Raw genomic sequence first — 15,220 nt, forward strand, 5'->3', positions numbered from 1 at the left:
TCAGCGCGCTCCTTCGGTGTCGTTGGATGTTGCGGAGTCGTTCGGCACGACGACGAGCAGCGGGCGCACCGATACGTGGTGCGGCCGCAGCGCCTCGGCGAGCTGCGCCTCCTCAGAAATCTCGTTCGCGCGGGTCTTCAGCTCGCGGCGTTGCACGAGCTGCCGCGCATCCGCCTCCCACTCGGCGACGCGCTCGAGCCAATGCCGCACGCGGCGCTCGATCGCCTCAGTGATGTTGTCGAGCTGATTGCGCGCGTGCTGCTGCGTCTTGTCGACCGCCGCGGGAATGTAGCCCGCGAGCGCGCTGGTGTCGACCGCGCCGGGGTTCACGAGCTGGTGCTCGGCCGTGAGCCCGAGCCTCGTGAGTGCCTCGTTCGCGTTCGCGTGGGTCTCGCTGAACAGCATCCCCGGCGACGGGCCGAACTGCGTGATGTGCATGGATGCGACCGTGCGGGCCTGCTTGTCGCTGATAGTCGCGAGCAGATAGACAGTGGGCACGTCGACCTGGCCGCGCACCGCGAACACCTCATTGCGGCCGAGGCTCGTCAAGGTCTTGTCGGCCACCCAGTCGAGCACCGGATGCAGCGGGCCGAGAAAGTGCTCGCTCGGCCAGAGCGAGGGCGAGGTGACCGAGTTCTGCGCATCGGCGAGCGCGCGCTTCGCGGCGTCCTTCGAAGTGGTCATGGTGATGCGCTCGGTGACGCGGCGCTCGGCGAGATACGACTGCGGCAGCACGCGCAGGCGCTGGTTGAGGTCGCGCGGCGGCGTGAGCGAGAGCGTGAAGTCGGTGTCGTTTGCCTTGAAGCCGACGCCGTTGTGGTCGAGCGAGTTGGCCGGGCCCGATTTGAAGGCGGCCGAGAGACCGGCCTTCAGGAAGGTGCCGGCATCGGGAAACAGGCCCGGGGCGGGGATGGTGTCGGTGGGGGTTTGGTGTGTTGGCTTTTGTGACTGTGCTGTTGTCTGCTCGGGTGGCGCCTGCTGCGGATCTCCCTGCTGGGCGGCGTCGATGAGGTACTGCAAGAACGGATCTTCGGTGTCTTGCTGCAGAATCTGCTCGGGCGGTGCGACCACGTCGTCGAGCGTTTTGGTGCCGGCGAGCACCTTGCGAATCTCGTCTTCTTCGGCCTTGGCGTCGTACTTGCCCATGAGCGAGGCCGTGTCGCCGAGGGCGCGGTGGGCCTCGTCTTCGCGCTCGACCAGGCGCGCGAGCACGTTCGCGTCGCCGGCGAAGAGTTCGTTGTCGAAGTCGAGCAGCAGCGTGGTGATCTGCGGTTCGGTGCGCTGGCCGTAGCGGTCGATGCGGCCATTGCGCTGCTCGATGCGAATGAGGCTCCACGGAATGTCGAAGTGGATGAGCTCGTGGCACTGCGAGTGCAGGTTCACGCCCTCGGATGCGACGTCGCCCGTGATGAGCACGCGCAGCTTCGACGAGGCCTTGCGGAACTCTTCGACGATCTCTTGCTGCTCGGTGTCGCTGAGGCCGCCGTGCAGAATACGAATCTCTTCGTCGGCGAGCTTGAGGTTCTTTTTGACCTGCTCGCGCAACCAGCCGAGGGTTGCGACACGCTCCGAGAATACGACGGCGCGCACATCCTTGCCCCGGCCGATGCCGATGTTCTTCAGGTAGCCGAGCAGCGCATCCAGCTTCGCCGAGCCTTCGTCGAGCGAGCGCTGCGCCAGCGTCTCGAGCTCGTCGAGCGCGTGGCCTTCGCGGATTTCTGCCGCGGAGTCGCCGAGGCGCTTTCGGCGTTCGCGCACGGTTTCGAGAAAGGCGACCGGCGATGAGAGGAATGCCTTGGCGAGGGTCCACGGGAACAAGCCCTTGTTTTCGCCAGAGTAGGGGCTCGCGGTTTGCGGCTTGAGCCAGGTTGATGCGAGGTGCTCGGCGAGGCGGTTCTCTGCGGGCTTCGCGTCGATCCGGATGTTCTGCGGCGGCTTGCGCTCGGCCCAGTCGGCGCCGACTTCGCGCTGCACCTCGGGGCTGTGGCGGTGGCGGCGCAGCACGAGGCGATTGACGGCCTTGCGGTCGACCGTGCCGTCGGGGCGCACCGCGCTCGGCTCGAGCAGGCGGATGAGCTCGGCGAACGACTCCTTCTTACCGTTGTGCGGCGTCGCCGACGCGAGAATCAGCGCGTGCGTGTTCGGCGCGAGGGTGCGGGCGAGGCGGTTGTTCAGCGTCGCGCCGGTGATGTTGTGCGACTCGTCGATGACCACCGCATCCCAGCGGAAGTGCTGCAGGTGCGCGCGGTACTGGTCTTGCTTGAGCGTGTCGATCGAGATGATCGCACGCTTGAAGTAACTGAAGGGGTTTCTTGTTGCCGGGAGCTGCTGTCTGACGCGTTGCAGGCCGAGCGAGTCGAGGCGCACGAACGGGAGGGCGAAGCGGGTCCACATTTCACGCTGCATCTGCTCGAGCACGTGGCGGGGCGTGACGATGAGAATGCGCTCACCCTCGCCGCGTCGAACGAGCTCGCTGAGGATCATGCCGATCTCAATCGTCTTGCCAAGGCCCACCGCGTCAGCGATGAGCAGGCGCGGGCGCAGTTGCTCCTGATCGAAGGCGCGCTTCACCGCGGTGAGCTGATAGTTGAGCGGATCGGCCAGCATCTGCGTGCTCACGGTGAGCTTCGACTCGGATGTTGGGGTCGGCTGTCGTCGGAGCGTCGCCTCGAGCCACAGCCGCGCCGTGCGGTACTGCGGTGAGCCGTCGCCGACGACGCGGGCCTCTCGGGTATCGAGGCGGGTGATCGTGTCTAGGTCGGTGTAGAACGCGCCGGCGGTGTCGCGGACCAGCTCGCTGAGGCCGATGCAGCGCACGAGGGTGCCAGATGTGGTCTGCTCGGTGTTCGTCACGAGCCACTCTGCGTCGCGAACGATCACCACCTCACCAGGAGCAAACTGCAGGTCGTCGGCAACCTCGGTTTGTGTCACGTCATCGGCTCTTTCTCGATGGTGGAAGTGTTCTGTTTACTTTAGGCCTGTTCGACAGGTGCGGTGGACACGCTCGTGCGCGCTTGGAATCGCTGACCATCCGGAGCTCATGTCGCGGGGTAGCAATACCTTGACCACATGAGTTCAAGCAATTCGCCGCGCATCTGGGTGTACTTCAGCAACGTGATCATGGACGACGCTCTCGATCACCCGCCTGAAACCATTGAATTAACGCGCCGAGTATCAGTCAAACTCGAACTCGACACGCCGATTCACAAGGCCATCACTTCGGCAGTCGAGTCCGATGGGACCATTCCTCTTCGTCCCAAGGGACAAATACTCAACGGCAGCTACAACCTCCACCTAGTCGATCCGATGGTCCTTGGCTCTGCTCCGCCCGCAAAGGTAGTACCTGTCACGTTCCCCTTGTACTGGGCAATTGACGCGAGCGATGGCCGAGCCCGACGCGTCTCCATGATGCGTGAAGAGAAGAATCGGTACTTAACACTTCGCGACCTTCTGGCGACCGTTCAAGCAGGTTTCATTGAGGGCGAAGCCAGCCACCTCTATTTGCACCTGCCTTGGGGAGTCGGCGGCGGAGGCCATGAGTTCTTTGACTTCACGAACTGGCTACTCGACATCGGTGTTGACCTAGGAACTGGGTATCTGGTCGTTGAGCCGATTCGCCGGGGAATCTCAGCGTTGTCGGCTCGAGTCAGGAATAGCCGACAAGATCGAAGGGCCCGACGGGTCGCTGCCGACTGGGAAGCGCACAACATCTACTACCCGTTTCAGCTGCGAGAGTTTCTTGAGCTCAAGCCGTCATGGCGCATCGACGACGTGTCGCGACGACTTGGTGTCAGCAAGAAAACGAGTGAGCAACTCCTCAGAGCACTCGGCTATGAACCCAACTCCCACGGCGAATGGCTGCCAGGATTCTCACGAAGGGCCATACGTCGGCGCAAGAAGTGGATCGACAAAGAGAAGGGCCACTAGACATTCGACGCAACTCAGCCGTCTGAAAGTTTGATCAGATACGCGACTGTCAGTCGGTGAGCTTGTTGGCGATGTCGTTCATGACCACAGCGATGCCCTCGAGTCGCGACAGCGTTAGGTGGTGCTCGTCTTTGAGCGCGCGAAAGTGCATCACCTTGTTGCGCAATTCGCTCGTGGCGTTGAGTTGACGAGTCATTTCGCCCCTGTCATAGAGCTGCGGAATGAGGTCCCAGACATCGCCGTACGTCACAACCTTGACGAGGTCCCCAAGCGTGTACTCCTCGCCACGTGACCCAATAGCTACTCGCCCCGCCGAGCCAGCCAACGCCTTGTTCAAGGTTTCGTCCGTCAATTTTCCGGACGCACGGAGCGAATTGAAGATGCGACGAAGATCTGTCTCGATCTTGTTGAAGAGCATGAGTGGACGTGCAATGTTGGCAAGTTCCTCGCCGAGATCAGCTGTTGTCACAATCCCTGAGATGTGGTCTTGGTCATTCACGACAAGCACATACCCTCTCGCATTGATGATCGAGATCGCGGGTAGAAGCTCGTCACTCAGCTTTTGTTTCGGCGGATCTTTCACCGTGCAGGCCTCGAGGTCCGCGTTGGGGTTGAGCGAAAGCTGCTCCCCAATGGACTCCCAAGACACAACCCCAAATGGTCTTTTCGACTTGCCAGAGCACAGAACGGGCAACTGCGAAAAATTGTTAATCCGCATCTTCGTCGTGGCGAGGCTGAGGCTGTCCCCCTGGCGGACAGACTCGACCGGTTCTCGCTTCGACGCCTCAAGGTACTCGAAAGTGAGGACTTCACCGATTGGCCGCAGGGCGTTCATGCGCTCATCATATTGGGCGCCGGTTGAGTCACCGACCAAGTCGACAGTCGCCGAGAACAGGCGCTGGCGGACAACAGGACTCAGACCAATGGAGCCTATTGTCGCGGCCATTCGCGACCCATATGGGGTCAGCCTGCAATCAGCGACTCGATCCGATCAATCTCATCGCCGTGGCGGTCGCGTTCGACCTCCAAGTCGTAGCGGGCCTGGAGATTGATCCAAAATCGGTCGTCCACCCCGAGTGCCTTCGACAGACGCAGCGCGGTCTCGATTGTGATCGATCGCTTGCCTCGAATGATCTCGCTGATGCGGGTCTGGCTGAGGCCGGTCGCCTTCGCGAGGCGATACTGCGAGATACCCATCGGCTCGAGGAACTCGGTACGCAAGATCTCACCGGGCGTTATCGGTGCATGAGCCTTTGCCATCAGCTCTTTCCTTTAGAGATAGTCCGTGATCTCAACGTCTTCAGCCCCACCATCCACGCAAACGAAACAGATGCGGTACTGGCTGTTGACGCGGATTGAATATTGGCCAGCTCTGTCGCCGTTCAGCTTCTCGAGCCGGTTACCTGGCCGAACTCTGAGGCTGCCGAGCGTGGATGCACCGTTGAGCAGGCGTAGTTTCTTCTGCGCTGCGCGCTGCAGATCCGGCCGCAGCGAGGCCACTCGCTCACGATTCCAAGCACGCTCAGAATCTCGGTCTCGAAACGACCGGATCACGTGAGAATGCTATTGGCTAACGATACTATCGGCAAGCGTCACCACCGCCCCTCCTGGCCCTGCAACGTCGGGCCCGACCCCGACCGAAAACCGCAACTCCGCAAACCATCCGCGAAGCCTGCGATCTCCACCAGGGGAACAAGTCGTAGCAGCACACCTTGTCGAAAGACGACAGCAAGACCGAGCCCTGTGGATAACTCGGCCGCGTGTCGGCGGCCTTGCCTACGCTGCTTGACAGCCGTGCAGCCTCCCTCCGGAAGGATGCCACCTTGACTCTCTCCAGCAACGACAAGCTCAAGTACCTGCTCGCCACCGCCGTCGGCAACGCGCCGCAAGCACCCAGTTCCGCATGTCCGGCAACGGACTCAACCTCGCCATCGACGACAACGAGCCACTGAAGTGGCCGCTGTCTCGCGTCCGCACGCAGGCGCTCATCGACGCGGAAGTGGGTGACGTAAGCGACGCATCCGAGGTGCGATCGGTGCGCTTCGCGCCCGACCGAGTGTCGCTGAGCGACAGGTGGTCGAAGCTGCTCGACCAGGCACTGCCCGACGTTGCGCTGACCATCGGCTACCCCGCCGGCCCGCAGCTCGGCCGACGGTGCGATCGGCAATCTCTTCGTCGTCATGAGAGTCGCCCGCAAGAGCGTCGAGATCACGACCGAGGCGTTCGGATGGGGACAATCACCGCCACACGACCACTCCCTTGGTGGTCGCATATCGCACATCCGCCGCACCGACCACCACGCCAATCAAGTCTGACTGCCTCACCATCGTCACGTTGAAGGTGTACGCCGATGACGCGGCGCCCGGCCGACAGCCCACGATCGACGCGATCGCCCAGGTGCTGCGCGTCGGCAATTCGTCGTACAGCTACATCCACGACACCTACGGCGCGTTCGTGCTGCCGCTCACGAAGGACCACGCCAAGAGCGACCTCGCCTACGGCCTTGTGGACGACACCGACAAGGAGCTCGTCACGCTACTTGCGGCAGCGGCCGACCAGACGGGGTACGACTGGGCTCTCGCGCGAGCCGAGTTGAAGGATGGCCGCGACATGTGGCGGCCGCATCACCACGTCACGAGCATGACCTTGCGGTGGTGGAACGATTCGAAATGCCCCGGCACGCTCAGCTTCGACGTTCCCACAGGATGCCTCGTCTACCCACACGGCCGTTTGCCAGATGATGAATTGGCTGGCGGCATCGCGACCCCGGGGTTCCACTTCAGCACCGTGTACATCACGGCACTCCTGCTCATCCCGCATGGCAAGGCCGTCCGACTGCGCACGAAGATCCGCCCCTATTGGGCGATGGAGCGCGCCTACGACGCGCTCGAGGGAGGGCAAGTGAAGCGGGCGGAGCACCTACTGGAGTGCCTCATCCGAGTGCTGAAGCCCGACCGCCCCGAGACCAGCTACGAGTGGCAGGGCGAACCAAGCCAGCTCGACACCCCAGGCTGGGACACCCCCGACGAGCGCTACACCGACACGCGAACGGTCGAGTTCACCGCGCATCAAGAGTGAGGTCGCGCGCGGCGGCGAGCAGCAACGCATCCTGCCCCGGGCGGGCGATGAGCTGCACCGACTGCGGCAGCGCGCATCCGTCGACCCACATCGGCAGAGCAATCGCCGGCCAGCCGAGCACGTTCCAGATGTTCGTCATTGAGGCGAGCTCGCGACTCGGACCGGGGTCGGTGAAACGCGGGGCGAGGATGGGCGAGCTCGGGCTGATGAGTACCTCGCGTTCGTCGAAGGTCGCCTCGAAGAGCTCGCGCACGCGGTCGATCTCTGCCTCGGCGGCCGCGACCTCAGCATCGGTGACGTCGCGCCCAGCGAGTACGTTCGCGAGAATCTTGGGCTGGAACTTCTCGGGCGACGTGCGTGCCCGCTCGGCGTGCAAGTCGTATGCTTCCCTCGAGCGCACGATGCGATAGAGCTCGGCATAGTCGATGTAGTGGCCATCAAGCTGCGGCAGCCGAGCTGCCTCGGCGCCGAGCTGCGCCACGACGCGGTCGTGAGGAACGCCGGCGGCCGCGTCGACGACCTTGGCCCGTACATCCTCGAGGGCGAGGAATCTCGCGACCTGCGCATCCGCACCGCGAAGGAATCCGGTCGCCTCCATCACGACAGCGATGTCGTCGGCCGTGGTCGCGAATAAGCCAAGCGTATCGAACGAGTTGGAGAGGGGGAACGCACCCGCGGTGTCGATGAGCCCGAGCGTCGGCTTGAGCCCGACGACGCCGCAGAGCGCCGCGGGCAGGCGGATCGAGCCGGCCGTGTCTGACCCGACCGCGTATGACACGACGCCAGTCGCGACCGCCGCGGCCGAGCCCGAGCTCGAGCCGCCGGGCACCCGCTCGGCGTCGAAGGGATTCCGTACGACGCCGAACGCCCCGACGTCACCGCGAATGCCGTACGAAAACTCCTGCGCGTTCGTCTTGCCGACGACCACGGCGCCCACCGCACGCAACCGCGCGACGATGAACGCGTCGTGCTCGGGCACGTTGTCGCGGAAGAACTCCGAGGCCATCGTCGTGCGCACCCCCGCCGTGTCGATGACGTCCTTCACCGCGGTCGGGATGCCGTCGAGCGCCCCGCGCGACTCCCCCGCGGCCCGACGCGCATCCGATTCCTCCGCTGCCCGGAGCGCCCCGGCGTCGTCCACCGTGATGAAGAGATTGTCGGATGCGCGGGCCGCTTCGAGCGCCCGTCGAGTCAGCTCGACGGAGGTCGTTTCGCCGGCGGCAAGCTGCGCCGCGAGTTGGGTCAGGGTCGGATGCACGTCATTGTTCGCCACGCACGCCAGCGTAGCCCGGAACGAGAGGGCGACCATTGCGTTAGCTACGCGCCTCCGACTGCGTTCGCGGAGACAAGCGCGAGCGGCGCGAAACCTCAGTTTCGCAGGCGCATCGGGCTCTTCAACAGCCGCCGCTGGTCGCGCACCCAGACCGCGCCAGTCTCGCGATGTTGGGCCCGAGTAGCGAAGCGGTAGCGGTACGCGACCACCCGCACCCACGCGGGCCGCTCCCCCGCGAACGGGTCGTGCCGCACGAGCCGCAGCGTCGGCGCATCCGCCTCGAGCAGCCTGCCAAGGAACGTGCGGAACCAGCCGTCGAGGCCGCGGCCGAGCGGCAGAAACCACATGAGCCAGTCGAGCCGCAGGTGGTACGGCGCGAACTGGCGCGGCCGCCGCCGAGCGTCGCCGGGTTTGCCGTAGAACTCGTACTCGTGCCACGTCGCGTCGCGCGGGTTCGCGTCGCGGGTGCCCTCGACGACGTATTCGACGCGTACCTTCGTCACGCTGCCGAACGCGCCGTAGGCGTTCGCGAGCTGCAGCCGGTTGAACGCGCCGTTCATCACCTGCCGTTTCGCGAAGAAGAGGTTGTGGAACGCGGGCCAGCTCAGCCAGAGGTAGAGCGCACCGATGGCCCAGGTGATGACCACCCAGTAGGCCGGCAGCTCGGCCGAACCGATCGGGGCGCCGGGCACCGCCACGGCCGACGCCGCGATGACGATCGTTGCCCAGTTGAGCCAGGCGAAGTTGCCGGTGAGCACGAGCCAGAGTTGCGTCGCTACCACGATGCCCGCGGCGACGGTGCCGACCACGCCCGGCACGAACAGGAACCACGGCACGACGAGCTGCGCGAAGTGGTTGCCCGCGACCTCGAGCCGGTGAAACCAGCGCGGCAGCAGGTGCGCCTGCCGGCTCAGCGGCCCGGGCATCGGCTGCGTTTCGTGGTGATAGGTGAGCGCGGTGAAGTCGCGCCACTCGCGGCCGCCGCGAATCTTGATCATGCCCGCTCCGAATTCGAGCCGGAACAGCAGCCACCAGAACAGCACGATGACGACGATCGACGGCGCCTGCGAGCGCGAGCCGAGAAACGCGGCGAGAAAGCCGAGTTCGAGCAGCAGCATCTCCCAGCCGAAGCTGTAGAACACCGCGCCAAGGCTCGTCACCGACATGTAGCCGACCCAAAGCAATAGAAACGCGAGCATCGGCAGCCACGGTGGCCCGAGCTGCGGCAGCCCGACCACGATCAGCGCCGCGACGACAATGCCACCCGAGCAGAGCATCCGCAGCCGCCGGTCGGTGTAGCGCCACCAGCGAAAAATCGTGAAGCGCACGGGCTGCTTCGGTCGACGCTGCAGCCCGCGCTCCCCGAGGAGCACGGGGAACTGCCGCAGCGTCGACACGAAAGCCACCACGAACAGCGCCGCGATGCCGCGCTGCAACACCTCTCGAGCAAGGCCGTAGTCGACGGCCGCGAACCCGTCCATGCCGCCAGACTACGCCGAAGCCACCCGCCTACCGCCGGGTCGCGTCCTGCACCTCGCCGATGAGCTCCTCGACGATGTCCTCGAGGAACAGCGCACCCGTCGTCACGCCGGTCGCGTCGGCGACGCGCGCAATGTGCGTCTCGCGCGCGCGAATCGTCGCGAGCGCATCCTCGAGCTCCATCTGCGCGTCGAGAGTCACGAGCGGTCGGATGCGGTCGGCCGGAATCGGCGCGTCGACCACCTCGGGGGTGCTCAGGTCGAGCAGATCCTTGAGGTGCACATACGCGCTCGGCGTGCCCTGCTCATCCGTCAGCACATAGCGCGAGTAGCCGTGCTCGGCGACCGTGCGTTGTACGTCGCGCGGCGTCGCGGTGTGCGGCAGCAGCACGAGCGAACCGAGCGGCACCTCGACATCAGCGACCCGCTTCTCGGTGAACTCGATCGCGGCGCTCACGGTGCCCGAATCGTCGACTAGGGTGCCCTCGCGCTGCGACTCCTCAACGATCGTCGCGACCTGGTCTATCGTGTAGGCGCTCGTGGCTTCGTCTTTCGGCTGCACGCGGAACAGGCGCAAGATGCCGTTGGCGATCCAGTTGAGCGAACGGATGATCGGGCTCACGACGCGGCTCACCAACACGAGCGGCGGGGCAAGGATGAGCGCGGCGCGGTCGGGCACCGAGAACGCGATGTTCTTCGGCACCATCTCGCCAAACACGACGTGGAGGAAGGTCACCAGCACGAGGGCGACGATGAACGCGGTCAGCGTCACGCCCTCGGCAGAGAGACCGGTCCACGCGAGCGGGTACTCGAGCAGGTGGTGAATCGCCGGTTCCGACACGTTGAGAATCACGAGCGAGCAGACGGTGATGCCGAGCTGGCTCGTGGCGAGCATGAGCGTGGCGTGTTCCATCGCCCACAGGGTCGTCTTCGCGGCGCGGTGGCCTGCGGCCGCCTTCGGCTCAATCTGCGACCGGCGGGCCGAAATCACGGCGAACTCGGCACCCACGAAGAACGCGTTCACCACCAGCAGTACAACAAGCCAGATGAGGCCGGGAAGGTATTCGCTCATCGCTGTCCCTCCTCAAACTGCTCCATCATGCGTTCGCGGGTGTCGGCGAACGCGGTGTCCTTGGTGATGTCGGTCGGCAGGTAGCGCAGCCGATCGATGCGCGGGCCGACCATGCGCTCGACGCGCAGGCGCCCGTGCGGGGTCTCGACCTCGTCGCCGACGGCCGGGATGCGCCCCAGCGTCTCGAGCACAAAGCCCGCGACGGTCTCGTAGTCGTCGCTCTCGGGCACGCGCACGGCGGCGAGATCCCACAGCTCATCGGGGCGCAGCGAGGCGGCGAGCGTCACCGAGCTCTCGCCGACGTGGATGCGGTGCTGCGCCTGATCGTGCTCGTCGTGGAGGTCGCCGACGAGCTCCTCGACGACGTCTTCGAGCGTGACGATGCCGGCGGTGCCGCCGTGCTCGTCGACGACGACGGCGATCTGGTAGCCGCGGCCGCGGAGCGTGCCGAGCAGCGAGCCGACGCCCGCGCTTTCGGGAACGAGCAGTGGCTTCGACATGATCTCGGTCACGGGGGTCGTCGCGCGGTCCTCGAAGTTCACGCCGTACGCGCTCTTCACGTGGACGATGCCCACGATGTTGTCGGCGTCGCGCCCCATGATCGGAAACCGCGAGTGGCCCGTGCGCTCGGCCTCGGCCACCACATCCGCGGCCGTGACATCGTTCGCGAGCGTGTGCATCCGCACCCGCGGGGTCATCACCGAGTCGGCGGTGCGCTCCGAAAACGTGAGGGTTCGGTGCAGCATCGCTGCATCATCGTGGTCGAGCGAGCCCTCGAGCGCCGACCGGCGAATGAGAAAGCTCAGCTCTTCTGCGCTGCGGGCGCCCGAAAGCTCTTCTTTCGGTTCGATGCCCATGGCGCGAATCAGCGAGTTTGCGGTGCCGTTGAGCAGCAGCACGACCGGCTTGAAGAGCCAGGTGAAGGCGATCTGCAGCGGCACGACGATCTTTGACGTCGCGAGCGGCACGGCGAGCGCGAAGTTCTTGGGCACGAGTTCGCCGAAGATCATCGAGAACAGGGTCGCGATGACGATGGCGATGATGGCCCCGGATGCGGTGATCGCGGCGTCGCTGAGGCCGAAGCCCGCGAGCGGCTCGCGCAGCAGCGACGAGATCGCGGGTTCAAAAGTGTAGCCAGCAAGCAGCGTCGTGAGCGTAATGCCGAGCTGCGCGCTGGAGAGGTGGGTTGACGTGACCTTGAGGGCGCTGATCGTGGGGCCGAGACGTTTCTCACCACGGTCACGGCGCCGCTCAAGGTCAGGTCGATCGAGGTTAACGAGGGCGAATTCCGACGCCACGAAGACGCCGGTGCCGAACGTCAGAAGGACGCCGGCAAGAATGCCCCAGAGTTCGAAGTTCATCGCTCACCCCGCTCGTGGCCCGCATATTTGGGCGCTGGGATGAGCTTCGGACTATGACCAGGAGAATCTTCCATAGCCAAATTCTAGGGGCATTCTGGCTACGGCGTGCTTACTTCTTTTCGCCGCGCCCAACGATCAGGCCGTAGATGAGCAGCACGATGATCGAACCACCGATCGCGAGCGCCCAGGTCTGCAGAGAGAAGAACTCCTCGAGGTTGGCGTTGAACAGGATGCCGCCGAGCCAGCCGCCGACGAAGGCGCCGACGACGCCGAGCAGCAGCGTGACGAGCCAGCCGCCGCCCTGCTTACCGGGAAGGATCAGTTTTGCGATGGCTCCGGCGATGAGGCCGAGAAGTAGGAAACTGAAAAAGCCCATTTTGAGCTCTCCTTTCTTAGTGCACGCATGTTGCGCGTGTAGGCCCAATTATGGCCAGCTCTGGGCCACATTCCTGTGAACACGCGCAAATGTAACCGCGATGCAATGCATTTCTCCCCAAGACTTCTCCCCTGATTCGCCGACCGTAGGATGGGCGGATGGAGCAGGTGCGCGTGGACAGTTGGCTGTGGGCGGTGCGGGTGTACAAGACCCGATCGGCCGCGACAACCGCGTGCCGCGCCGGCCACGTTCGGGTCAACGGCGACCGCGCGAAGGCGGCGCTCAAGGTCGGCCCGGGCGACGAAGTGCGCGTACGGCAACACGGCTTCGACCGCATCCTCACCGTGCGTCGCACGCTCGTGAAGCGCGTCGGCGCGGCGGTTGCTGCGGAGGCCTACGAGGATCTCACGCCCGAGCGCGAGCCCGTCGCGAAGATCGCGGTGCGCGACCGCGGCGCGGGCCGCCCGACAAAGCGCGAACGCCGCGAGATCGAGCGGCTGCGCGGCTACTAGTTACGGATGCGCGCGGCGAGTGCGCTCGGCGTCGCCGGAGTGTTCCTCAACCTCATCGTGCCAGGGCAGGTGTTCGAAATTGTGCTCAACCTCGCTGGCCTCGGCATGGTGGCAGTGTGGAGCTCGATCACCGTCTTCCTAGTGCTGGTGATCGTGCTCATGGTGATCTGCGGGTACCGAGTTCGCGGTCGCATCGACCCGACTGCGCTGGCCTCGACGATCGGTATTGCCGACGAAGTGAAGGTCGAGGAAAAGTGACGTCTGTGCTGTACTCCGGGGCACCTTCGGCATGCGACAGGCCGCGAGCTCGCCGATCAGATTCGCTCGCTTGCGCCGCGTGACAGCTCGCGGGCCGTGCTGGTGATCCACGGCACCGACACGATGGCGTACACCGCAGCGTTCGCTGCCTTCGCCACCGCCGATCTCACAGTGCCGGTGATCTTTACCGGCACCCAGCTACCCCAGGGCAGCGACGGCAGCGTCAATATCGGCCGCTACGCGGTCGGCTCGACCCTCGCCGAAGCGGGCGTGGCCGACGGCGGCGACCTCACGGTCGAGGCCGCGTACGTGTCGCGAGTCGCGGCTTCAGCGACCGACGCGCTGCAATTCAGCGAGCAGCTTGGTGGGCTCCGCCGCTTCCGCATCGATATCGAGGTAGCGCTCGAGGCTGTCGTCGAGCTCGTCGACCCAGCGGGAGTGGTGCTTCGCCGCGAGCGTGCCGGTCATCACCGAGCGATACGTGCGGTCGCGATAGCCCATGATGTCGACCTTCTTGTCGTTCTTCCACGCGATCAGGATTTCCCGCACCCGGTCGATATCGAATGTCGGATAGTCGGTCATGCCGAGCAGGTCTCGCACGTACTCACACTGGAAAACGATCTCGTCCTGCGCATCCTCAATGGCCTCAAATCGTGCCCGCCACTCACGGATAGATTGTGCACGCTCGGCCTCATCCGGCAGGTCAAGACGCCCCATGATGAGGTCGCGTGCGTACCATGCCTGCGCGTCGAACATATTGAACGTGAGCCACTGATCCTGCGCACCGATATACATGAGCGCTGGGTTCTGTTGCCACACGACGCCACGGTAGAGGCCGTCGGGATACACGTTGTTTCGCGAGCGCAGTGCGAGGTTCTGCGGCAAGAACTGGTACTTGTGCGCGTAGCCAGTGCACACGATCACCGCATCGACATGCTTGCTACTTCCATCTCGGAAGTGCACGGTGTTGCCCTCGAAACGCGTCACAAGGGGACGTTCTTCAAAGCCCTCAGGCCAGTCGTACCCCATCGGCTCTGAGCGGTAGCTTGCCGTAACCGAACGTGCGCCCATCTTGTATGCCTGGCTTCCGATGTCCTCGGCCGAGTAGCTGGCACCGATGACGAGCACGTCCTGATCTTTGAACTCCTCGGCGCCGCGGAAGTCGTGGGCGTGGCTGACGTGTCCGGGGAAGGTTTCGATGCCCTCGAACTCCGGGAAGTTCGGGGAGGAAAAGTGGCCGCTCGCGACGACGACATGGTCAAAGGTTTCGACGGTGGTTTCGCCGGTCACCAGGTTTTCCGACGCAACAGCAAAGGTCTTGGCCTCTTCGTCGAAGGTGACCCAGCGCACGACGGTTTCGAAACGGATGTATCGACGGACATCGCTGTTCTTGAGCCGGCCGGCGATGTAGTCCCACAGGGCTTCCCGGGGCGGGTACGACGAAATGGGTCGACCGAAGTGCTCGTCGCAAACGAGGGTGTAGTGCGGGTCTGAACCCTCCGGCCTCGAGTAGCGAGCGCGTGATGTAGTGCGGCAGGTTCCGGAATCCTAGGGCGGAGCCGCGGAGGTGCTCGAGCCTGCCGTTGATGGCCTCGGTGGGTCCGTTGCTGGTTCCGGGCCGGTCGAAGAACGCGAGAATGTCAGCGGCGCGCTGCTTCAAGGTGCGGCCGAGCCGACGGATTTCGACCAGCGCGGCGGGAACGCCCGTGCTGACCGATTCGATCACGGCCTGCATCATCTGTTTGCCGAGGTCCTTGTCGGGTTCGCGATACGCGGCGATCATGCGCTGGTAGATGCCCCAGGTCGCTTCGACCTCGACGTGCTCGTCGGCGGCGAACAGCACCTCCAGTCGGGTCCTTTGCCGGTCGGGTCTGCTGAAGGTTTG

14 protein-coding genes and 2 pseudogenes are annotated in these 15,220 nt (G+C 64.6%); 5 read left to right on the forward strand and 11 right to left on the reverse strand.

The annotated features are described in order from the left end of the window. The gene (locus M3M28_RS07755; RefSeq protein ID WP_249385928.1) at positions 1 to 2,931 is read right to left on the reverse strand and encodes a helicase-related protein; all 2,931 of its coding nucleotides are present in this window, start codon (positions 2,929 to 2,931) and stop codon (positions 1 to 3) included. Between the two features lie 138 nt (positions 2,932 to 3,069). Here M3M28_RS07755 and M3M28_RS07760 point away from each other — a divergent pair, with 138 nt between their 5' ends. Then, on the forward strand, positions 3,070 to 3,927 hold the full coding sequence (locus M3M28_RS07760; protein WP_249385929.1) for a hypothetical protein: 858 nt from the start codon (positions 3,070 to 3,072) through the stop codon (positions 3,925 to 3,927). 49 nt (positions 3,928 to 3,976) lie between these two features. Here the strand turns inward: M3M28_RS07760 and M3M28_RS07765 are convergent, their stop codons facing one another. Genes M3M28_RS07765 through M3M28_RS07775 form a run of 3 tightly spaced genes read right to left on the reverse strand, consistent with a single transcriptional unit; the run spans position 3,977 to position 5,427 of the window. After that, positions 3,977 to 4,873, reverse strand: coding sequence for a hypothetical protein (locus M3M28_RS07765; RefSeq protein ID WP_249385930.1), 897 nt, complete (start codon positions 4,871 to 4,873; stop codon positions 3,977 to 3,979). 17 nt (positions 4,874 to 4,890) lie between these two features. Beyond that, positions 4,891 to 5,187, reverse strand: coding sequence for a HigA family addiction module antitoxin (locus M3M28_RS07770; RefSeq protein ID WP_249385931.1), 297 nt, complete (start codon positions 5,185 to 5,187; stop codon positions 4,891 to 4,893). Positions 5,188 to 5,199: 12 nt separating this feature from the next. Beyond that, positions 5,200 to 5,427, reverse strand: a complete 228-nt coding sequence (locus M3M28_RS07775) for a type II toxin-antitoxin system RelE/ParE family toxin (RefSeq protein ID WP_249385932.1) — start codon at positions 5,425 to 5,427, stop codon at positions 5,200 to 5,202. Positions 5,428 to 6,189: 762 nt separating this feature from the next. Here M3M28_RS07775 and M3M28_RS07780 point away from each other — a divergent pair. Beyond that, complete coding sequence (locus M3M28_RS07780) at positions 6,190 to 7,005, forward strand: hypothetical protein (protein ID WP_249385933.1); 816 nt, start codon at positions 6,190 to 6,192, stop codon at positions 7,003 to 7,005. Here the strand turns inward: M3M28_RS07780 and M3M28_RS07785 are convergent. The 5 genes from M3M28_RS07785 to M3M28_RS07805 all read right to left on the reverse strand — a co-directional run bounded on the left by M3M28_RS07785 (position 6,986) and on the right by M3M28_RS07805 (position 12,565). Continuing rightward, a complete protein-coding gene (locus tag M3M28_RS07785) occupies positions 6,986 to 8,278 on the reverse strand; it encodes an amidase (RefSeq protein ID WP_249385934.1) in 1,293 nt (430 codons plus the stop codon). The genes M3M28_RS07780 and M3M28_RS07785 overlap by 20 nt on opposite strands. Before the next feature lie 95 nt (positions 8,279 to 8,373). Then, positions 8,374 to 9,759: a lipase maturation factor family protein gene (locus M3M28_RS07790; protein WP_249385935.1), complete on the reverse strand. Its 1,386-nt coding sequence runs from the start codon at positions 9,757 to 9,759 to the stop codon at positions 8,374 to 8,376. Positions 9,760 to 9,787: 28 nt separating this feature from the next. Then, positions 9,788 to 10,828: a hemolysin family protein gene (locus M3M28_RS07795; protein WP_249385936.1), complete on the reverse strand. Its 1,041-nt coding sequence runs from the start codon at positions 10,826 to 10,828 to the stop codon at positions 9,788 to 9,790. Further along, positions 10,825 to 12,189: a hemolysin family protein gene (locus tag M3M28_RS07800; protein ID WP_249385937.1), complete on the reverse strand. Its 1,365-nt coding sequence runs from the start codon at positions 12,187 to 12,189 to the stop codon at positions 10,825 to 10,827. The genes M3M28_RS07795 and M3M28_RS07800 overlap by 4 nt, the downstream gene beginning before the upstream one ends. A 109-nt stretch (positions 12,190 to 12,298) precedes the next feature. Further along, entirely contained in the window at positions 12,299 to 12,565 is a 267-nt protein-coding gene (locus M3M28_RS07805) for a GlsB/YeaQ/YmgE family stress response membrane protein (RefSeq protein WP_249385938.1), read from the reverse strand. 158 nt (positions 12,566 to 12,723) lie between these two features. Between M3M28_RS07805 and M3M28_RS07810 the strand changes: the two genes are divergently transcribed. From M3M28_RS07810 to M3M28_RS12790, 3 genes and pseudogenes are all read left to right on the forward strand, one after another. Next, positions 12,724 to 13,077, forward strand: coding sequence for an RNA-binding S4 domain-containing protein (locus M3M28_RS07810; RefSeq protein ID WP_125107312.1), 354 nt, complete (start codon positions 12,724 to 12,726; stop codon positions 13,075 to 13,077). A 6-nt stretch (positions 13,078 to 13,083) separates the two neighbouring features. Next, on the forward strand, positions 13,084 to 13,335 hold the full coding sequence (locus M3M28_RS07815) for a hypothetical protein (protein WP_249385939.1): 252 nt from the start codon (positions 13,084 to 13,086) through the stop codon (positions 13,333 to 13,335). A 60-nt stretch (positions 13,336 to 13,395) separates the two neighbouring features. Next, positions 13,396 to 13,656, forward strand: a pseudogene (locus M3M28_RS12790) (asparaginase domain-containing protein); the annotation flags it as partial. 6 nt (positions 13,657 to 13,662) lie between these two features. Here M3M28_RS12790 and M3M28_RS07820 read toward each other — a convergent pair. Together M3M28_RS07820 and M3M28_RS07825 are read right to left on the reverse strand one after the other, a co-directional pair. Then, positions 13,663 to 14,781 (reverse strand): NAD(P)/FAD-dependent oxidoreductase, encoded by a 1,119-nt coding sequence (locus M3M28_RS07820; RefSeq protein ID WP_349305350.1) that lies wholly within the window; start codon positions 14,779 to 14,781, stop codon positions 13,663 to 13,665. 25 nt (positions 14,782 to 14,806) lie between these two features. Then, positions 14,807 to 15,202: pseudogene (locus tag M3M28_RS07825) on the reverse strand (transposase); the annotation flags it as partial. Positions 15,203 to 15,220 lie beyond the last annotated feature (18 nt).

The sequence above is a fragment of the Gulosibacter sediminis genome (genome assembly GCF_023370115.1).
GTDB lineage: Bacteria > Actinomycetota > Actinomycetes > Actinomycetales > Microbacteriaceae > Gulosibacter > Gulosibacter sediminis_A.